The 19351-nt window shown below is 37.2% G+C and carries 18 protein-coding genes and 1 other annotated feature; of the genes, 17 read left to right on the top strand and 1 reads right to left on the bottom strand.

Translation table 11 applies throughout. The features are described from left to right. Nucleotides 1–132 precede the first annotated feature (132 nt). Nucleotides 133–360 carry a ferredoxin gene (locus K4422_RS01240; protein ID WP_206905609.1) on the bottom strand — a complete coding sequence of 76 codons (228 nt, stop codon included), beginning with the start codon at nucleotides 358–360 and terminating at the stop codon, nucleotides 133–135. A gap of 30 nt (nucleotides 361–390) precedes the next feature. On the opposite strand from K4422_RS01240, the gene K4422_RS01235 reads away from it, so the two are divergent. The 17 genes from K4422_RS01235 (at nucleotide 391) to ilvB (ending at nucleotide 19350) form a co-directional block, all read left to right on the top strand. Further along, on the top strand, nucleotides 391–1419 hold the full coding sequence (locus K4422_RS01235) for a helix-turn-helix domain-containing protein (RefSeq protein ID WP_230708714.1): 1029 nt from the start codon (nucleotides 391–393) through the stop codon (nucleotides 1417–1419). After that, nucleotides 1403–2788, top strand: a complete 1386-nt coding sequence (locus K4422_RS01230) for a RecQ family ATP-dependent DNA helicase (protein ID WP_230708712.1) — start codon at nucleotides 1403–1405, stop codon at nucleotides 2786–2788. Before K4422_RS01235 ends, K4422_RS01230 begins: the two co-directional genes overlap by 17 nt. Nucleotides 2789–2862: 74 nt before the next feature. After that, a complete protein-coding gene (locus K4422_RS01225; protein WP_206905612.1) occupies nucleotides 2863–3480 on the top strand; it encodes an SAG1386/EF1546 family surface-associated protein in 618 nt (205 codons plus the stop codon). Between the two features lie 173 nt (nucleotides 3481–3653). Beyond that, nucleotides 3654–4328: a (d)CMP kinase gene (gene cmk, locus K4422_RS01220; protein WP_230708707.1), complete on the top strand. Its 675-nt coding sequence runs from the start codon at nucleotides 3654–3656 to the stop codon at nucleotides 4326–4328. 280 nt (nucleotides 4329–4608) lie between these two features. Then, nucleotides 4609–5871 (top strand): 30S ribosomal protein S1, encoded by a 1263-nt coding sequence (gene rpsA, locus K4422_RS01215; protein WP_230708705.1) that lies wholly within the window; start codon nucleotides 4609–4611, stop codon nucleotides 5869–5871. A gap of 213 nt (nucleotides 5872–6084) precedes the next feature. Beyond that, nucleotides 6085–7392 (top strand): ribosome biogenesis GTPase Der, encoded by a 1308-nt coding sequence (gene der, locus K4422_RS01210; protein ID WP_230708703.1) that lies wholly within the window; start codon nucleotides 6085–6087, stop codon nucleotides 7390–7392. Nucleotides 7393–7630: 238 nt separating this feature from the next. Next, entirely contained in the window at nucleotides 7631–7906 is a 276-nt protein-coding gene (locus K4422_RS01205; RefSeq protein ID WP_016172327.1) for an HU family DNA-binding protein, read from the top strand. Nucleotides 7907–8140: 234 nt separating this feature from the next. Beyond that, nucleotides 8141–8893 (top strand): C39 family peptidase, encoded by a 753-nt coding sequence (locus K4422_RS01200; RefSeq protein ID WP_230708696.1) that lies wholly within the window; start codon nucleotides 8141–8143, stop codon nucleotides 8891–8893. An 83-nt stretch (nucleotides 8894–8976) separates the two neighbouring features. Next, nucleotides 8977–9229, top strand: a binding site (T-box leader). Between the two features lie 51 nt (nucleotides 9230–9280). Further along, nucleotides 9281–10645, top strand: a complete 1365-nt coding sequence (gene trpE, locus K4422_RS01195; protein ID WP_230708694.1) for an anthranilate synthase component I — start codon at nucleotides 9281–9283, stop codon at nucleotides 10643–10645. After that, nucleotides 10642–11202 carry an anthranilate synthase component II gene (locus K4422_RS01190; protein WP_230708692.1) on the top strand — a complete coding sequence of 187 codons (561 nt, stop codon included), beginning with the start codon at nucleotides 10642–10644 and terminating at the stop codon, nucleotides 11200–11202. The genes trpE and K4422_RS01190 overlap by 4 nt, the downstream gene beginning before the upstream one ends. Next, nucleotides 11199–12209, top strand: a complete 1011-nt coding sequence (gene trpD / locus K4422_RS01185) for an anthranilate phosphoribosyltransferase (protein ID WP_206905628.1) — start codon at nucleotides 11199–11201, stop codon at nucleotides 12207–12209. The genes K4422_RS01190 and trpD overlap by 4 nt, the downstream gene beginning before the upstream one ends. Continuing rightward, on the top strand, nucleotides 12209–12964 hold the full coding sequence (locus K4422_RS01180; RefSeq protein WP_230708690.1) for an indole-3-glycerol phosphate synthase TrpC: 756 nt from the start codon (nucleotides 12209–12211) through the stop codon (nucleotides 12962–12964). The genes trpD and K4422_RS01180 overlap by 1 nt, the downstream gene beginning before the upstream one ends. After that, nucleotides 12961–13545: a phosphoribosylanthranilate isomerase gene (locus tag K4422_RS01175; RefSeq protein ID WP_230708689.1), complete on the top strand. Its 585-nt coding sequence runs from the start codon at nucleotides 12961–12963 to the stop codon at nucleotides 13543–13545. Before K4422_RS01180 ends, K4422_RS01175 begins: the two co-directional genes overlap by 4 nt. A gap of 20 nt (nucleotides 13546–13565) precedes the next feature. Continuing rightward, complete coding sequence (gene trpB, locus K4422_RS01170; protein WP_230708687.1) at nucleotides 13566–14753, top strand: tryptophan synthase subunit beta; 1188 nt, start codon at nucleotides 13566–13568, stop codon at nucleotides 14751–14753. 1 nt (nucleotide 14754) lies between these two features. Then, on the top strand, nucleotides 14755–15519 hold the full coding sequence (trpA, locus tag K4422_RS01165) for a tryptophan synthase subunit alpha (RefSeq protein ID WP_230708685.1): 765 nt from the start codon (nucleotides 14755–14757) through the stop codon (nucleotides 15517–15519). Between the two features lie 427 nt (nucleotides 15520–15946). Then, nucleotides 15947–17635: a dihydroxy-acid dehydratase gene (gene ilvD / locus K4422_RS01160; RefSeq protein ID WP_230708682.1), complete on the top strand. Its 1689-nt coding sequence runs from the start codon at nucleotides 15947–15949 to the stop codon at nucleotides 17633–17635. A gap of 5 nt (nucleotides 17636–17640) precedes the next feature. Further along, the gene (gene ilvB, locus K4422_RS01155; RefSeq protein ID WP_230708681.1) at nucleotides 17641–19350 is read left to right on the top strand and encodes a biosynthetic-type acetolactate synthase large subunit; all 1710 of its coding nucleotides are present in this window, start codon (nucleotides 17641–17643) and stop codon (nucleotides 19348–19350) included. The last annotated feature ends 1 nt before the right edge of the window (nucleotide 19351 follow it).

The raw sequence follows: 19351 nt of genomic DNA, 5'->3' as shown, positions 1-19351 counted from the left end.
CTGACAGTTTTATAACTGTGAGATAAGGACGATCTTGAGCGTTTGGGTATTTTATTTCGTTTTTTCTATTATTTTATTTTTTTCTGTTATTTCGTATGCTATTTAAAAGTAGTATTTTTAAAGTAATTTCAACTAGCGCGCTTTTTCTTTTTCAAGTAAAATTGCTCTGACAGGACATTTAGCAGCGGCTTTTTTTACTGCAGTGAGTTCTTTGGTACGTACAAACTGTTGGCTAGCTTCTGGTTCTTCTTTAAACAAAACGATACCTTCTTCATCGTAATCAAAAATATCGGGTGCATAAATTGCACAAAGACCACAGGCGATACAGCGTTCTGGAACAAGACGGCAAGTCGTCGTCATTTTTTCCACCAACTTTCAGGAGGATTTTTTATGAATCAATTTATTTTAGCCTTATTTTCAATGACTGACAAGTTAAAGACCAGTACGCTTTTTCATTTGCTAAAAGGCAAGCGAACATCAGCAATTATGAGTTATGCTTTTTTTACGAATTTATTACCTTTTTTAGGTTGCCAAGTAGATCTTTCTTTAAAAGTATTTGAAAATGCTATTGCCACGTTAGAAAATGAAGGATTGTTGGTTAAAAGTGAGGCTGCAACTTATCGGATTACAGCCAAAGGACAAAGCAAATTGAACCTTCAGTTAAGAGAAAGTTTACTTGAAGTGGATTATTTTAATTTTGGTCGCAGTGATGAAAATTGTTTTCGACTACTGGCTTACTTTATTCAACAGGTTTCAAAAGGGCAAGAAAATTTGCGCCCTTTAGAGACAAGTCCGTTATTTACACGTCCAGTTGCCCAACTCATCACACAGCAAAAAGCAAGTCCGGATATTTTATATGAAGAATTAGCGCAACTTTTTAATAAACTAACACAAGTTGCAGGCGATTTTTTAGCGCAACAATTTAGCGGGGCTACTGTTTTGGCTAAAACAGCTTATCAAATACTGCCAGACGAATATCAAAAGGAGCCTTGGAGTCAACTTTATCAGGCTAGTTGTCTACACCCTTTATTAAAGGAAATAAAAAAAGCTCAGAAAAAGACGTTGTGTTATCAACTTTTAAAAGGTCTTTTACAACAGAATTATAACAAGAGCATGCTTTATACAAGACAACTCTTATTAGAAGAAAAATCAATTGGTGAAGTTGCACAGATTCGTGATTTAAAAGTCGGGACAATTTCTGACCATATTGTTGAATGGTCATTATATGAAGCAAGTTTTCCCTTTGAGCGCTTTATTTCAAAAGCCAGCCGGGAAAACTTAGATTTACTCGCTGCAAAAGAAAATGTATATGCCATGCGCTATAGTGCTGTAAATGAAAAATTTCCGTTGGATTTTATCGAATTTCGTTTGTATCAAATTAAACAAAAGAGGGACGAAAATTATGACATTAGAGGATAGTCTAAAATACTATTTTGGCTTTACAACTTTTCGGCCTGGTCAAAAAGAAGTAATTACAGCACTATTAGCAAAAAAAGATGTTCTTGGCATTTTACCAACAGCAACTGGTAAAAGTTTGTGTTATCAGTTAGCCAGTTATTTAACCTCAGGGATGACAATTGTCGTGTCGCCGCTAATTGCACTAATGGAAGATCAAGTAAATCAAATACAGCCTAAATTAGGATCAGCGGTGGCTTTAAATAGTCAGTTGACAGCTGCAGAAAAAGAATTTGTCTTGCTTCATATAGCAGATTACAAGTTTTTATTTATTAGCCCTGAAATGCTATGGCAAAAAAAGGTTTTACAAGTATTAAAACGTCAAAAAATTGGCTTGTTTGTCATAGATGAGGCTCATTGTGTATCGCAATGGGGCATTGATTTTAGACCGGAGTATCGGCAATTAAATAAGGTCAAAGAATTTTTAGATAATCCCGTTACACTAGCGTTAACGGCAACGGCGACACCTTTTGTTCAAACCGATATTGCCCAACTTTTACTGGATAACGATTATCAGTTGGTAAAAAAATCAGTAGATCGTAAAAACATTCGTCTTTTTGTACAGCACACGCAAGAAAAATTGCCCGACTTAGAAAACTTATTAGAAAATATGCTCGGTCCGGGAATTATTTATTGCGCTACCAAAAAAACAGTAGAATTTCTTTATCAAAACTTAAAAGACAAATTTAATGTCGGCTTTTACCACGGTGGTTTAAATGGGAGTGAAAGAAGTCGCTTACAGTTGCAATTTCAAAGTAACCAACTTGATATCTTAATTGCGACTAATGCATTTGGAATGGGGATTGACAAAGGGGATATTCGTTTTGTTATCCATTTTGATCTACCTGACAGTATTGAAAACTATGTACAAGAAATCGGCCGCGCAGGACGGGATGGCAAGATAAGCCAGGCAATATTACTTTATCAAAAAAATGATGAAAAAATTCATCATTACTTCAAACAAATGCGCCAAGATGAACGTAGTGGTTTCCAACAATTGTTAAATGATCGCTCGGAAATAAATAGCGAACTACAAAGAAAGTGGCTTGATTTGAGTCAGAGTATAGGTTCTAACGAAGTGTTACAAGCGCTAAAAGTAAATGAGCAGGTGAAAAGTGATAAATTAGCTCAAATGCTAGCTTATATTCAAACGACTACTTGTCGCCGCGCTTTTATCTTAGATAATTTTGCTGAAAGTTTGCAACAAAAGCCGCCTGAGTGTTGTGATAATGACAATGCGGTCATAAAATATAGCCAAAGTGTACAAAAGAGAAGCACTGAAACAAAACATTGGCAGGAGATTTTCCTAAAATTATTTAAAGAAAACGATTGAAGTTATATTTTAGCGACAACAATAAAATGCCTATGGTATAATACACTGCGAAAGCTTTTCAGGAGGTAGGAACATTGAGTAAAAAGAAAAATGATTTTGACAACGAAACACAAGAACCATGGGAACAACCAATTTATGATACCGATGATGAAACTTCATCACGAGCACAACAGCGCCGTCAAAAGCGTGGAACATCAAAGTTCTTAGTTATTTTGGTCATCTTATTATCACTTTGTATCTTAGTACCAGCAGGCTTTGTTATGTGGTTAACACATGATAAGAAGAATGCCGATTCTACACCATCAACGGCTTCTTCGTCATTAGTTTCTTCAACCAAAGAATCATCGACTGAAGAATCTTCAACAGCCGAAAGTTCAACGACTGAATCTTCTGAAAGTGAATCAAGTTCAAGTTCAAGTGAAGAATCAGTACCAAGCTCAACAGAAAATAATCAACAAGAAAATCAAAACCAAGAGCAACAAAATCAAGCAAACCAAAATCAACAACAAAATCAAAATCAACAAGATCAAAATGCACAAGCTGGTGAACAATACATCACTGTTCAAAATGGTGAAGGTCCAAATCAAGTTGCAGCACGAGCTGGGATTTCAGTTGATCAACTATATCAACTAAATGGCATTGATCCAAATAACTTCTTGTTATATCCAGGCCAACAATTACGAATTAAGTAAAAAATAGCCGCTCCAAAAATCACGGTATTTTTGGTTCGGCTTTCTTAATGTCTAGTTTTTTAATTTACTTTGTACATGCTAAGTTCCTACTTAGAAGCGAAGGTTACTTTAAGCGTTTGTTTAAAAAAGTATTTAAAAAACTTTTCTAATGTCTAAAGATAGGTGGCAAACAAATGGAAAAAATTAATATTGCAATTGATGGACCAGCTTCTTCTGGTAAAAGTACAGTAGCGAAAATTTTAGCAAAAGATTACGGCTTCATCTATACGGATACAGGGGCTATGTACCGTAGTGTGACTTTCATGGCGATTAAACATCACGTCTTATTTTCAGATGAAGCAGGGCTAGTTGCGCTAATCCATCGTTATCCGATTACGTTTAAGCAAAGTGAAGCAGGACAATTGGTTTTTATTAATGGTGAGGATGTCACCTTAGCTATCAGAAAATCAGATGTCACCAATAACGTCTCTGAAGTTTCTGCCCATGAGTTAGTTCGCAAAGAGCTCGTTAAGCAACAACAAATCATCGCAAAAGACGGTGGTGTGGTGATGGATGGACGGGATATTGGCACAGCTGTGTTACCAGCTGCTGAAGTGAAAATTTTTCTAGTTGCAAGTGTCAAAGAAAGAGCAGAACGTCGCTACAAAGAAAATCAGGCAAAAGGAATCCCAACAGATTTTGAAACGTTAAAAGCAGAAATCGAAAAACGGGATTACATTGACTCCCATCGTGAAGTCTCTCCTTTAAAACAAGCGCAAGATGCAATTTTAATTGATACGACCGGAAAAACAATCGTAGAAGTAGTGGCAATGATTAAAGCAGTTGTTAACGAAAAAGGTTATTTGTAATTTTTGAGACTTACACAGTTTAAGTGTAAGTCTTTTTGTTTGGTGAAATGTTTTTTGTGTCGTTATAATAGACTGAGAGGCTAAATTTTATCTAAAGTAACGCTATCTTCGGATGAAATTTACTGGTAACATCAATTTTAAAGGGAAAAAACGCTAAAATGGAGCAATTTTCAAGAAATAATGGAAATCGCTTTATTTTTGGGGTAGAATAATTTAAACTTAAAATTGTAGTGTGTAGTGCACAGCGATCGATTAATTGTTGGTTAGGAGGACATATGTCATGACAGAATTTGAAAACAATCAAGTAGAAAACGGCGAATCTATGGCGGATGCTTTGGAAAGCTTCCAAGAAGTCAAGGTGGGGGATATTGTCAAAGGCGAAGTTTTAGCCGTTGAAGACAAACAAGCCATCGTCGGTATTGAAGGCGCTGGTGTTGAAGGGGTAGTTCCAGTTAAAGAATTATCAACTCTTCCAGTTGAAGATATCAACGAAGCTGTAAAAGTAGGGGATGTCTTAGAGTTAGTTGTCATCTCTTCGATTGGTAAAGATAAAGAAAACGGTAGTTACTTATTATCAAAACGCCGTTTAGATGCAAAAAAAGTCTGGGAAGATATTGAACAAGACTTTAAAGATGGCAAAATTATCGAAGCACCTGTTACCAATGTGGTTAAAGGTGGCTTAGTTGTTGATGTTGGCGTGCGCGGTTTTGTGCCAGCTTCAATGGTTGAAGATCATTTTGTAGCTGATTTTGAAGAATATAAAGGTCAAACTTTGACTTTCAAAATTATCGAAATTGAACCATCAGAAAATCGTTTGATCTTATCACATAAAGCAGTTGTGGAAGCACAAAAAGCTGTTCGTAAAGAAGAATTGTTAAGTTCTATTCACGATGGTGATGTGATTGAAGGGACAGTTGCACGTTTAACTGATTTTGGTGCCTTTGTTGACCTGGGGGGAATTGATGGTTTAGTTCACGTATCTGAAATTTCTCATAGTCATGTCGACAAACCAAACGATGCTCTAAAAGTTGGCGATAAAGTACAAGTAAAAGTATTATCGATTGATCCTGAAAAAGAACGTATTTCATTATCTATTAAAGATACTTTGCCTGGACCTTGGTCTGACATTGAAGAAAAGGCAGCAGTGGGAACAGTTTTAGATGGTACTGTAAAACGTCTAACAAGTTTTGGTGCTTTTGTAGAAGTATTCCCAGGGGTAGAAGGATTGGTTCACATTTCCCAAATTTCTCACAAACACATTGCCACACCTCATGAAGTATTGCATGAAGGTGACGAAGTGAAAGTGAAAGTTTTGGAAGTAAATCCTGATGAACATCGCATTGCGCTTTCAATTAAAGCATTAGAAGAAAAACCAGCTGAAGAAAAAGTTGTGGAAGAAGACAGCTATGAATTACCAGAAGAAAGTACTGGTTTTACAATGGGTGATATTTTAGGTCAAGCTTTAGCTGATAATGATGACGCAAATGAAGAAGCAACTGTTTCTGAAGATGCAAATGACGTCGTTAAAGAAGACGAAGAATAATTTCGTATAAGTTGTAAAAAATGAAGAGATACTGCATAATTTCTCTATGAGATGCAGTGTCTCTTTTCTTTTTTTTACTTGCATGTTGTCTGTGCTTTAGGTAAACTAAGAAAGATTGTGCAAGTGGACTGTATTATCAGATAAATTTTGTTACGATAAAGATAAAATTTTTTATTAAAAGAAATTGTTGTGAAGAAACGAGGAGGTAGAGTTATGGCAAATCCAACTCTTGCGATTGTCGGCCGTCCCAATGTGGGAAAATCGACAATTTTTAACCGCATTGCCGGTGAGCGTATTTCAATTGTGGAAGATACTCCAGGTGTTACGCGAGACCGTATTTATGCAAGTGGTGAATGGCTAGGTCGCGATTTCAGTATTATTGATACTGGTGGGATTGACTTAGGTGATGAACCTTTTATGGAACAAATTAAACATCAAGCAGAAATTGCAATTGATGAAGCTGATGTGATTATTTTTGTCACGAGCGCTAAAGAAGGCGTGACTGATGCTGACGAAATGGTCGCACGGATTTTATATCGCAGTAATAAACCAGTAATTTTAGCTGTCAATAAAGTCGACAATCCCGAAATGCGTTCTGAAATTTATGAGTTTTATTCTTTAGGACTAGGCGATCCGTATCCAATTTCTGGTAGCCATGGTTTAGGTCTAGGGGATGTATTAGACGAAGCTGTTAAACATTTTAGTGATGAAATGGAAGAAGACGAGGGTGTTATTAAATTTAGTTTGATCGGTCGTCCTAATGTTGGAAAATCTTCTTTAATCAATGCAATTTTAGGTGAAGATCGCGTAATCGTTTCAGATATTGAAGGAACAACTAGAGACGCAATTGATACGCATTTTACTTCTGAAAACGGGCAAGAATTTTTAATGATCGATACAGCTGGTATGCGTAAGCGTGGCAAAGTGTATGAAAGTACCGAAAAATATTCGGTCATGCGAGCAATGCGGGCAATTGAACGTTCCGACGTTGTTTTAATGGTCTTAAATGGTGAAGAAGGCATCCGGGAACAAGACAAACGGGTAGCAGGCTATGCTCATGAGGCTGGTAAAGGAATGATTATAGTTGTCAACAAGTGGGATCTAGTTGAAAAAGAAACCAATACCATGCGCGATTTTGAAGCTGAAATTAGAGATGAGTTTCAATATCTGGATTACGCACCGATTATTTTCGTTTCTGCTGTAACCAAACAACGCCTAGGAAAATTACCAGAATTAATTGAAGAAGTCAGCATGAATCAAAATCTTCGGGTTCCATCTGCAGTCTTAAATGATATTATAATGGATGCGGTGGCAATTAATCCAACACCTACAGATAAAGGCAAACGTTTGAAGATTTTTTACGCAACGCAAGTGGCAGTAAAACCACCAACCTTTATTATTTTTGTGAATGAAGAAGAATTGATGCACTTTTCATATGCACGCTTTTTAGAAAACCAAATTCGGAAAGCCTTCACCTTTGAAGGAACGCCAATTCGAGTTATTCCAAGACGGCGAAAATAGCGATTTTATCATATTTTTATCGCTTTATCAAAAGATAACGCTCCCTTTTGATAAAAAGAATCATGAAGGTGAAAAAAGCTGCTTAAAATGCCCAAAATCCTTGATATTACAAGGTTCTTATGATAACGTAGTATCAGAATATTGATACTGATCAATATTTTTCACAAAAAGTTGGACCACTCAAATTTTTGTGAATTGATGTTTACATCAAGACTCTTTTTAGGAGGTGAAATCATCCATGGCAAATAAAGCTGAATTGATCGAAAAAGTTGCACAAGCTACTGACTTAACTAAGAAAGACGCTACTGCAGCTGTAGATGCTGTTTTCTCAACAATCCAAGATGCTTTAGCTAAAGGTGAAAAAGTTCAATTAATCGGTTTTGGTAACTTTGAAGTTCGCTCTCGCGCGGCTCGTAAAGGACGTAACCCACAAACTGGTGATGAAATTGAAATCCCTGCAAGCAAAGTACCTGCTTTCAAACCAGGTAAAGCATTGAAAGATGCTGTGAAATAATTGCAGTGAAAAGACCGCCAGGGCCCTAGGGCTCTGACGGTCTTTTGTTTTGTCAGAAATTGATAGCTAGTAAAAAATTATCAAGATAAGGTGACTTACTAATAAATTTATTGCAACGACTAGTCTTTCTAATTGCTAAATTTAACCCATTTTCTACATTTAAAGCTTTTCTTTAGCTTCCTTTAAGCTTTTGTATTTATACTGTAAGTAGAAAAGAAAGGGGCAAAAAAGGCGATGTTAAAAAAGACTTTTATAATATTACTAGTCCTCACGGGAACTATTTTGCTCCAAACAAAGACATTTAAGATAAATGAAAAGGAAAACCAATCCTTTGAAAAAACAGTTAATACACTAAATGAAGAGCAGGGTAAAGTTTCTAACACTTTACTCGATGTGCCTCTTGAAAATCAGTTTGCAGGAGATGTTCCCCTTGAAAATGGTTGTGAAATAACGGCACTTTCGATGTTGCTCCAATTTTATGGTTATAAGACAAATAAAAATGAATTGGCAGAAAAGTTAGCTTATGTGCCAGTTTATGAAGATGAAGAAAATGACATTCACGGTGATCCCCGCAGTGGTTTTGTCGGTAACATTTATGAAGGTTATCTAGCAATGGGGGCTTTTGTAGAGCCAATTGCCAAAGTAGCAAAATCAGTTGTGCAAAGTGACTATCGTGTTGTCAGTTCAAGCAACACTGATTTTTACTCTTTGTTGCAACAAGTAATGAATGGTGTACCTGTTTGGATTGTAACTACTGTCGATTTTGTTATCCCAACAGAAGGTGATTTTATGCTGTGGCAAACAAATAATGGCAGTGTTTCAGTAACAGCACTATGTCATGCAGTGGTAATTACTGGTGTTAAAGATAGCGATATTTACGTTAACGATCCTTACGGCCAAAAAAAAGTAGTTAATTCGGATGTTTTAAAAAGTATTTATGAAAAAATGGGTTCGCAATCACTTTATTTAGCTAAAGAGGATAAATAAAGTGCTATTTTAAATAAAAACTCAAAAGAATATTCTGAAAATTCTTGACTTATTTTACTTGCTTCTGTATGATTGGCTTTAAATATTAAGCGAACAAAAGAGGAGTAACAAATTTTCAGGCTTTTCAGAGAACTGGCGGCAGGTGCGAGTCAGTAAGTCAAAATTTGTGAATGGACTTTTGCGCTGATAACTTGAACATCAGTAGGGTTATCCGGAAAACTCCCGTTATCTAAAGGAAGGTTGTTGTTTGACGACTGAATAAGAGGTTTATTTCGGTTACTTAAATTGCTTGGAATAAACAAAATGAGGTGGCACCGTGAGCTATTCGCCCTCAAGTCTGCATTAGCAGGCTTGGGGGCTTTTTTGTTTTTTAAATGGAGGGATGGTATGAAAATTATACAAAGGATGAATGGTGACTTTTTAACACCGGTTTCATTATATTTACGCTTAAAATCCAAAGAAAAATTTTTATTGGAAAGTTTGCTTCAAAATCATCAACAGGAGTGCTATTCGATGATTGCACTTGATCCAATCGATAAGTTGTCCTATCAAAATGGAATCTTCCAAACGCAAAATAACTGTTACCCAGTGACAGATCCTTTAAAAGAATTAGAAAAATATGTCGTGAAAAATTGTGATATTTTACCCCAATTGCCCTTTCAAGGAGGAGCAATTGGTTATGTTGGCTATGATATCGCGGCTTGCTATGAAAATATCGGTAGCATACCTCCTGATGAAATGGAATTGCCAGATTTACATCTTTATCTTTTTGAAACATATGTGATCAATGAGCACGTTAAAAAGCAGGTCACTATCATCTGTAGCAACGCCTACAGCAATTGTGATAAAACAACATTGCAAAGGCGTTGTCAGCAGTTAGTAGAAGAAATAAAAGTAATGGCAGAAGATGAAATGACGCCTATGAGGGCATTAAAGCTAAAAGCTGAGCCCTCTGTTTGTCAAAAAGAGTTTGAAACAATTGTTAAAAATGCCCAGAAATTAATTGCCGCCGGAGATATGTTTCAAGTTGTTTTATCCCAAAGATTAACAGCTGAATTAACAGCCACGCCATTTGCCTATTATCGTCAGTTAAGAAAATCAAATCCATCGCCATATATGTATTATTTAGATTTTAAAGATTACCAAATTATAGGTGCATCACCAGAAATTTTAGTCAGTGTAAAAGATCAAAAAATAGTAACGAATCCAATTGCAGGTACGAGACCGCGGGGGAAAAGTGAATTAGAAGATAAGCTTTTTGCTAAAGAGTTACTGGCTGATGAAAAAGAACGAGCAGAACACATGATGTTAATTGATTTAGCCCGAAATGATTTGAATAAGGTATCAAAATTAGGATCAGTTGCTGTAACGCAGCTGATGACAATTGAAAAATATCGCTTTGTGATGCACATCTGTTCTGTTGTGGAAGGAAAAATGAAAAAAGAGCTAACGCCTATGGACGCCTTAAAAGCCATATTACCAGTGGGAACAGTTTCTGGTGCGCCTAAGATTCGCACAATGCAGCGAATCTATCAATTTGAAAAAGTGAAAAGAGGTGTCTATGCTGGCGCGGTTGGCTATTACTCCTTGAATAATGAAGCGGATTTTGCAATTGCAATTCGAACAGCAGTTGTCAAAAATCAAATCATTTATTTACAAGCCGGTGCTGGTGTTGTCTACGACTCGAACCCTACAAAAGAATATTTCGAGACACTACATAAAGCTCAAGGGCTTTTGGAGGTGGGATTATGATTTTGTTGGTAGATAATTATGACTCTTTTACTTATAATTTAGCGCAGCTTTTTCCTGGTAGAAAATTAACAATTTTAAGAAATGATGATCCAGATTTGTACGAGGTTGCAAATGTTGCAAAGGCGATTGTATTCTCACCAGGACCAGGTGTCCCCAGTGAAGCTGGTGAGATGGAAAACTTGATTCGAAATTTTTATCAGACAAAGCCAATGCTGGGAATTTGTTTGGGACATCAGGCAATCGGAGAAGTTTTTGGTGGGCAGATCATTCAAGCCCCTGCGGTTTTACACGGGAAAGTTTCCGAGCTTTATCACAAGGGATGTGGTCTTTTTGCAGGATTGCCTGAAAGATTTGAAGTTATGCGCTACCATTCATTACTTTTAAACAGTTTGCCTTTAAAACTTGAGGTTCACGGTTGTAGTGATGGCTTAATTATGGCGATTAAACATCGAGACTATCCAATTTTTGGCTTGCAGTTTCATCCGGAATCTATCGGAAGCCAATTTGGGCAAGAATTGATAAAAAACTTTATTACAGTTTTGGAGGAAGTAAAATGAAGCAGCTTTTTGAAAAATTATATCAACAAAAAAATTTAGCTGAAGGTGAGATGAAACAAGTAGCACAAGCCATGTTTAGTGGTCAGCTAAGGGAAAGTCAAATCAGTGCCTTTTTAATTGCGCTAAAACTAAAAGGTGTAACCTCTTATGAGATGGCCGCATTGGCTCAAGTGTTGCAACAAGCAGCGTTAAAAATTGACAATACTCCTGTGACGGCAATGGATAATTGCGGTACAGGAGGTGATAACTTACAGACTTTTAATATTAGTACAACGGCAGCCTTTGTTTTGGCAGCAGGCGGTATTCCCATGGCAAAGCACGGTAACCGTAGTATTTCGAGTCGCTCTGGTAGTGCCGATGTTTTAGAAGCGTTAGGAGTGAAGCTTGCTTTGTCAAAACAAGCGCTAAGTTATTTGCTAAATGAAATTGGTATTGCCTTTCTTTTTGCACCAGCGATGCATAAAAATATGTGTTATGTCAGTAAAATACGGCAAGAATTGGCGACACCGACGATATTAAATTTAATTGGTCCGCTTACAAATCCCGTTACATTACAAACCCAATTAATGGGGACATGTGCGGGTGATTTAATCAAAGAAACTTGTGAAACATTAATGCACTTAGGTCGTAAAAGAGCGATTGTCCTTCATGGTTTTGGCGGGATGGATGAAGCAAATTTAAGCGGGGATACCCAATATGCGCTTTTTGATGGTGAGAATGTAACGCAACACGTTGTTAGTTCAAAAGAATTGGGATTACCAACTTATGAAATAGCAGCAATTTCAGGAGGAGATGCCAAAGAAAATAGCGAAATTCTTTTAAGCGTCTTGCAAAACAAAACTTCCCCCTATCTAGATACAGTAATTTTAAATGCTGCTTTTGGTTTTTATGCTAATGGTAAAGTTTTAAGTCTCACAAAAGGCATTGAATATGCACGAAGTATTATTGCATCGGGAGCCGCTTATGACAAATTGCAACAGTTAATTAAATTACAGGAGGTAGCCTGATGGATTTTTTAGCCAATATTTTAGCACAAAAAGAAATTGAAGTTGCAAAAATGCAGGTAGAACCGATCATCTTACGCCAAGACTTAGTCAGCTTTATAAAAATTGTGAAAGAAAATCCCCAGATAATGCATGTGATTGGTGAGATTAAGCGAGCATCGCCATCAAACGGTGATATTAATTTAACAGCTGATATCTTAGTACAAGCAAAAACTTATGAGTCAGCGAAAGTTAGCGCCATTTCTGTTTTAACAGATCCAATTTTTTTTAAAGGTAGTATCACTGATCTAAAAAAAATAGCAAAAACAGTTCAAGTACCGATTCTTTGTAAAGACTTCATCATTTCCAAAAAACAAATCAATCGTGCTTATAATGCGGGGGCTAGCCTGGTCTTACTAATCGTAGCAGCATTATCACAAGCTAATCTAAAAGAATTATTTGACTATGCTAAATCACTCCAGTTAGAAGTACTGGTAGAATGTCACAATGCTGGTGAAATCACACGAGCAAAAGCCCTTGGTGCTGACTTAATTGGTGTCAACAATCGTAATTTAACGACATTTGAAGTTAGTATAGATGTTAGCATTGCTTGTGATATAGCAGATGAAGGTATTTATATTAGCGAATCAGGTTTTAAAACGCAAGCAGATGTCAATTTAATCAAGGATAAATTTCATGGTGTTTTAGTTGGCGAGACATTAATGCGCAGTAGTAATCCTAGTGAGAAAATACAAGAATTGCAGGTGAGCTGTCAATGACGAAGGTGAAAATTTGCGGCATTACCGATAAAGAAACGTTGCTAAAAATATGTCAATTAAAAGTAGACTATGTTGGTTTTGTTTTTGCCAAAAGTCCCCGCCAAATAACGCCAGAAAAAGCAGCCGCAATAAGCGAAGTGGTACCTAAAACGATAAAGAAAGTCGGGGTATTTGTTTCACCAACAATAGCTGAGGTAATACAAATTGCTACTACCGCAAAATTAGATGTTATTCAAATTCACGGCAAAGTGCCGAAAAGTTCATTACCACTACCTGTCATTATTGCCCAAAGCCCTGACAAAAAAGATTTTAATTGTTGTGCTGATTACTTACTTTTGGATGCTCCAGCTGGAAAATATGCCGGTGGTAATGGTGCTATTTTTGATTGGAAAAAAATTGAGGTAGCAAAAATCGACAAAACAAACTTATTTATAGCAGGTGGTTTAAACAGTCAGAATGTAACAGCAGCCATTGCATATTTTTCACCATTTGCTGTCGATGTTTCAAGTGGCGTTGAAACTGGAGGAAAAAAAGATTTAGCAAAAATTACTGCATTTATTCAAAAAGTTAAAACTAATTAAAATTTTTTAGGAGGAATTAGATGTATAAAATGCCAAATGAAAAGGGTTTTTATGGTTCTTTCGGGGGACAGTTTGTCCCGGAAACATTGATGTATGCTGTTAAAGAACTGACTAAAACATATGAAGCATCAAAAAAAGACGAAGCCTTTCAAGCAGAGCTAAGCTATTATTTAAAAGATTATGTTGGACGTAAAACGCCTTTGTTTTTTGCCGAACGTTTAACAAATTATTGTGGCGGGGGCAAAATTTATTTAAAAAGAGAAGATTTAAATCATACGGGTGCTCATAAGATCAATAACGCTTTAGGCCAAGTTTTGCTAGCGAAAAAAATGGGCAAAACTAAAATAGTTGCTGAAACGGGTGCTGGTCAACATGGGGTAGCAACGGCGACAGCAGCAGCGCTATTTGGAATGGAATGCATTATTTTTATGGGAGAAGTGGATGTTAGCCGCCAAGAATTGAATGTTTTTCGGATGGAGCTTTTGGGGGCAAAAGTTGTTAGTGTAACTTCTGGAAGTAAAACCTTAAAAGATGCGGTGAATGAGGCATTACGCTATTGGGTTGCGCAGGTGGAAGATACGCATTACGTGATGGGATCAGTTTTAGGTCCTCATCCGTTTCCTGAAATTGTACGGGACTATCAAAGTGTTATTGGTCAAGAAGCCCGGGAACAATATTTTGCAAAAGAAAAAAAGCTACCAGAAATTGCCCTTGCCTGTGTTGGTGGTGGCAGCAATGCTATGGGGCTGTTTTATCCATTTATAAATGATGAATCGGTAAAATTAATTGGGGTAGAAGCTTCGGGTAAAGGACTTGATACCTCACAGCACGCAGCTTCAATAACTAAAGGGGCAGTTGGTGTTTTACATGGTAGCAAAATGTTCTTATTACAAGATGCGGATGGTCAAGTGGAAGAAGCTTTTTCTATTTCTGCTGGACTAGATTATCCGGGGATTGGACCAGAACATTCTTATCTACATGAAATAAAGAGAGCTGAATATGTAAGTGTAACAGATGAGGAGGCGGTAGCTGCTTTTCACTTGCTTTCCAAGTTAGAAGGGATTATTCCTGCTTTGGAAAGTTCCCATGCTATTGCGTATGCTTTAAAACTTGCCCCAACTTTAGCAAAAGATGAAGGAATGGTAATTTGTTTATCTGGTCGTGGCGATAAAGATGTAGCCCAAATCAAAGAAAGAGAGGGAAAATAAGATGAAATCACTAACATATTTTTTACAAAAGAAAAGACAAACCGGAAAAACATTGTTTGTTCCCTATCTCATGGCCGGTGCCAACGGATTAGAAAATTTAGCCCAAGAAATTCATATGTTAGCCGAGTGTGGTGCAGATGCAATTGAAATTGGTATTCCTTTTTCTGACCCAGTTGCAGATGGTCCGACAATTCAAAAAGCGGGCCTAAAAGCATTACAAAAAAAAATAACATTGGCAAAAATTATCGCTGCCTTAAAAGAGATACACGCACCAGTGCCTTTAATCATGATGGGCTATACAAATTCTTTTTTTCGTTATGGTCTTGAAAAGTTCGTTGAAGATATCGCGCAAACGGATGTAAAAGGAATGATCATTCCCGATTTACCCTTTGAACATCGTGATTTAGTCAAACCAGTATTGGATGAAAATGATATTGCATTATTACAATTGATTTCTTTGACTAGTTCAAAAAAACGTATCACCGAACTTTTAAGTGTAGCAGAAGGCTTTGTCTATGCTGTAACACTTAACGGCATCACAGGAAGTAAGAATGATTATGAAAAAAAATTAGACGACCACTTGGCCTATATCACCAAGCAAAGCAGTATCCCAGTTTTGGCTGGTTTTGGTATTAGTCAAAAAGAACATGTGACACGTTTTAAAGCCAATTGTGATGGCGTTGTCATTGGCAGTAAAATCGTTTCGACTTTGGAAAATGAAGGAATAGCAGCAACCAGTAAAATGATTTCTCAAATTATGCAATAATGAACCCTAACATTCGTTATGAATGACAAAATATTAGAGTTGAGATAGCATAATTAATAAGTAGTGTTAGAATAATCAGTTTGTCGCAAATTTTTTGGGAAAAACAGCAAACAATTTTCTGAACAATAAAGAAAGAAAATAAAAAAAATTCTGAAAATTCATTGACTTTACTTAGTGAACACGATATATTTAACAAAATTAATTGAAAATAAGCCTTTTAAGAATAGGAGAATCCTTTATGTGCAAATTCGACTTGAATCATGAAATCGTCATTTTAATTATCAAGTCCTGGACTTAGAACACGGAAGATGAGTAAAAATCCGATTGTTTGAGTCCTATTTGCGCTAGCGAGAGGGATTCTTACTAAAGCATCCCAAAACATTGGGATGCTTTTTTTCTTAAATCGATAAAAATGGGAGCTGATGAAATGAGAAGTGATCAAATAAAAAAAGGAATCGATGCGGCGCCAGCTCGCAGTTTATTGTATGCAACTGGACAAGTTAAAAATATTCAAGATATGAATAAACCTTTTATTGCCATCTGCAATTCTTATATCGATATTGTTCCCGGTCACGTTCATTTAAGAGAGCTTGCTGAAGTAGCTAAAGAAGCGATTCGCGAAGCTGGTGGCATTCCTTTTGAGTTTAATACAATTGGTGTTGATGATGGGATTGCGATGGGACATATTGGGATGCGCTATTCATTGCCTAGTCGTGAATTAATTGCTGATGCAGCTGAAACGGTGATAAACGCGCACTGGTTTGACGGTGTTTTTTATATGCCGAATTGCGACAAGATTACACCGGGAATGATCATGGCTTCGGTTAGAACTGATGTCCCTTCAATTTTTTGTTCTGGCGGTCCCATGAAAGCAGGAATTGATCCCAAAGGACACAAAGCGACGTTATCTTCAATGTTTGAAGCTGTTGGTGCTTACAAGGAAGGTCAGATGTCAGAAGCTGATTTTAATTTTTTAGAACAAAATGCCTGCCCGACTTGTGGTTCTTGTGCTGGAATGTTTACCGCCAATTCTATGAACTGTTTGTTAGAGATTTTAGGATTAGCATTACCGGGTAATGGAACGATTTTAGCCGTTTCCAAAGAACGAAAAGAATTAGTCCGAAAATCGGCTCATCATTTAATGGATCTTGTGAAAAAACAAATAAAGCCTCGTGAAATTGTAACAAAAGAAGCAATCGATGATGCTTTTGCTTTGGATATGGCGATGGGCGGTTCAACCAATACGGTGTTACATACCCTAGCGATCGCCAATGAAGCACAAATTAATTACAATTTGGAAGAAGTTAATGCAATTGCTAAACGTGTTCCTTATTTAGCTAAAATTGCCCCATCCTCTGCTTATTCAATGCATGATGTCCACAAAGCAGGTGGTGTTTCTGCCATCATTAATGAATTAGTTCACATTGAAGGAGCGATTCATTCCGATCGGATTACAGTGACGGGTAAAACAATTCGAGAAAATGTGGCCCATGCCACAATTCAAAATGAAGCGGTTATTCATCCAAAAGAAAATCCTTATAGTTCAGTGGGTGGACTATCAATTTTATATGGCAATATCGCACCAGAAGGTAGTGTCATTAAAGTTGGTGGGGTAGATCCTAGTGTTAAAGTCTTCACAGGAAAAGCAATTTGTTTTAATTCTCACGATGAAGCAGTTAATGCGATTGACAATCATATTGTTCAAAAAGGTCATGTGGTCGTAATTCGTTATGAAGGGCCAAAAGGCGGACCAGGAATGCCTGAAATGCTGGCCCCAACATCTAGCATTGTTGGACGTGGTTTAGGCAAAGACGTGGCGTTAATTACAGATGGACGTTTTTCTGGGGCAACAAGAGGAATTGCAGTTGGTCATATTTCCCCTGAAGCTGCTAGTGGTGGGCCCTTGGCGCTCATTTGTGATGGTGATGAAATCACAATTGACTTAGTAAAACGAACCATTAACGTAGCTTTATCCCAAGAAGAAATGACTTTTCGTGCAGAAGGGTTACCGCAATTTAAACGTAAAGTCAAAAAGGGTTGGTTAGCCCGCTATTCAGCTTTAGTTACCTCGGCTCATACCGGTGGAATCATGAAATTACCAGAAGAAATGGAGTGATATAAATGGCAAGTACGCAAAAAAATGCAAGCGTCGCAGAACAATTTTCAGGTGCAAAATTATTATTAGACTGTCTAGCAAAACAAGACGTTGAAATTATTTTTGGGTATCCTGGCGGCTCGGTCTTGCCATTATATGACGCGCTTTACCACGAAGATATTCCCAATATTTTAACCCGACACGAACAAGGAGCTGTTCATGCCGCACAAGGATATGCTAAGTCAACCGGAAAACCGGGAGTTGTTGTTGTTACGAGCGGTCCGGGAGCAACAAATGTTGTAACAGGGATTGCTGATGCGATGAGTGATTCAGTCCCTTTAGTTGTTATTACCGGGCAAGTGGTGACGCAAGGAATTGGTAAAGATGCTTTTCAAGAAGCTGATATTTTAGGTATCACGCTACCGATTACAAAAAATAATTATCAAGTCCGTAATATCAATGATTTACCCCAAATTTTAAACGAAGCGTTTCATATTGCCACTACAGGTCGTAAAGGTCCAGTAGTAGTTGATTTGCCTAAAGATATGACAGTTTGTCAAACTGATGCGAAACCAGCAAATGAAGTTCACCTAGAAAGCTATCATCCCAATACGCAGCCTTCTGCACTGCAGATAAATCGGTTGATGGAAAAATTAGCAGAAGCAAAACGACCTGTAGTTTTAGCTGGTGGAGGAGTTGTGGCCGCAAATGCAGCAATGGAACTTACGCGTTTTGTTGAAAAATATCAGATTCCCACAATTTCAAGTTTGCTGGGTTTGGGCGTTCTTAAAAGCGATCATGAATTATTCTTAGGCATGGCAGGTATGCACGGATCTTATGCAGCTAATATGGCATTAGTGGACTGTGATTTATTGATTAACTTTGGTTGTCGTTTTTCAGACCGTTTGGCAACTTCTCCAAAAGATTTTGCCCAAAACGCAACAGTAGCTCACGTTGATATTGATCCTGCAGAAATTGGGAAAATCATTCCAACTGCGATTCCCATCGTAGCAGACGTAAAAAAAGCTCTTTTGAGTATGTTGAATAAAGAAATTAAAGTCCAAGATACTAGAAAATGGCAATCTTTATGCCTGCAGCGTCACCAAGAAAAACCATTTACTTACGATCGTAATAGCACTACAGAAATTAAACCACAAAAAGTAATTGAACTTGTGGGAAAATTGACGAAAGGTAATGCTTACGTGGTAACTGATGTTGGCCAACATCAAATGTGGGTTGCGCAGTATTATCCTTTCAAATTTGCCAATCAATTGGTTACAAGCGGTGGATTAGGGACTATGGGTTGTGGTATTCCCGCTGGTATTGGTGCTAAATTTGGGAATCCCGATAGTCAAATTGTCGTTTTTGTGGGGGATGGCGGTTTCCAAATGACCAATCAAGAGTTCGCCATTTTAAATGAACACCAATTAGATATTAAATTTATTTTGCTAAATAATAATTCTTTGGGAATGGTGCGACAATGGCAGGAAGTTTTCTATGAGAATCGTCGTTCCCAATCAGTTTTTGCAAGCTCACCAGACTTTGTCATGTTAGCAAAAGCTTACGGCATAAATGGCGTCAAAATTGAAAATCCAGCAACGATGGAAGCTGATTTTACTAAGGCATTTAACAAGCCAGGACCAGGCTTAATTGAAGTTGTTATTTCCCCTACCGAACATGTCTTACCGATGATTCCTCCGGGAAAAGCTAATGATCAAATGATAGGGGTGGACTAAA

Source organism: Enterococcus sp. SMC-9 (genome assembly GCF_021011285.1).
Classification (GTDB): domain Bacteria; phylum Bacillota; class Bacilli; order Lactobacillales; family Enterococcaceae; genus Enterococcus_C; species Enterococcus_C montenegrensis.
This window is presented reverse-complemented; position numbering and strand designations above follow the sequence as displayed.

Coding starts and splice junctions, on each gene's coding strand:
- K4422_RS01190 (WP_230708692.1), top strand. CDS start 10,642: ATGATTTTGTTGGTAGATAATTATGACTCTTTTACTTATAATTTAGCG.
- trpA (WP_230708685.1), top strand. CDS start 14,755: ATGAAATCACTAACATATTTTTTACAAAAGAAAAGACAAACCGGAAAA.
- der (WP_230708703.1), top strand. CDS start 6,085: ATGGCAAATCCAACTCTTGCGATTGTCGGCCGTCCCAATGTGGGAAAA.
- ilvB (WP_230708681.1), top strand. CDS start 17,641: ATGGCAAGTACGCAAAAAAATGCAAGCGTCGCAGAACAATTTTCAGGT.
- K4422_RS01205 (WP_016172327.1), top strand. CDS start 7,631: ATGGCAAATAAAGCTGAATTGATCGAAAAAGTTGCACAAGCTACTGAC.
- cmk (WP_230708707.1), top strand. CDS start 3,654: ATGGAAAAAATTAATATTGCAATTGATGGACCAGCTTCTTCTGGTAAA.
- trpD (WP_206905628.1), top strand. CDS start 11,199: ATGAAGCAGCTTTTTGAAAAATTATATCAACAAAAAAATTTAGCTGAA.
- trpE (WP_230708694.1), top strand. CDS start 9,281: ATGAAAATTATACAAAGGATGAATGGTGACTTTTTAACACCGGTTTCA.
- K4422_RS01175 (WP_230708689.1), top strand. CDS start 12,961: ATGACGAAGGTGAAAATTTGCGGCATTACCGATAAAGAAACGTTGCTA.
- rpsA (WP_230708705.1), top strand. CDS start 4,609: ATGACAGAATTTGAAAACAATCAAGTAGAAAACGGCGAATCTATGGCG.
- K4422_RS01235 (WP_230708714.1), top strand. CDS start 391: ATGAATCAATTTATTTTAGCCTTATTTTCAATGACTGACAAGTTAAAG.
- K4422_RS01240 (WP_206905609.1), bottom strand. CDS start 360: ATGACGACGACTTGCCGTCTTGTTCCAGAACGCTGTATCGCCTGTGGT.
- ilvD (WP_230708682.1), top strand. CDS start 15,947: ATGAGAAGTGATCAAATAAAAAAAGGAATCGATGCGGCGCCAGCTCGC.
- K4422_RS01230 (WP_230708712.1), top strand. CDS start 1,403: ATGACATTAGAGGATAGTCTAAAATACTATTTTGGCTTTACAACTTTT.
- K4422_RS01200 (WP_230708696.1), top strand. CDS start 8,141: ATGTTAAAAAAGACTTTTATAATATTACTAGTCCTCACGGGAACTATT.
- trpB (WP_230708687.1), top strand. CDS start 13,566: ATGTATAAAATGCCAAATGAAAAGGGTTTTTATGGTTCTTTCGGGGGA.
- K4422_RS01180 (WP_230708690.1), top strand. CDS start 12,209: ATGGATTTTTTAGCCAATATTTTAGCACAAAAAGAAATTGAAGTTGCA.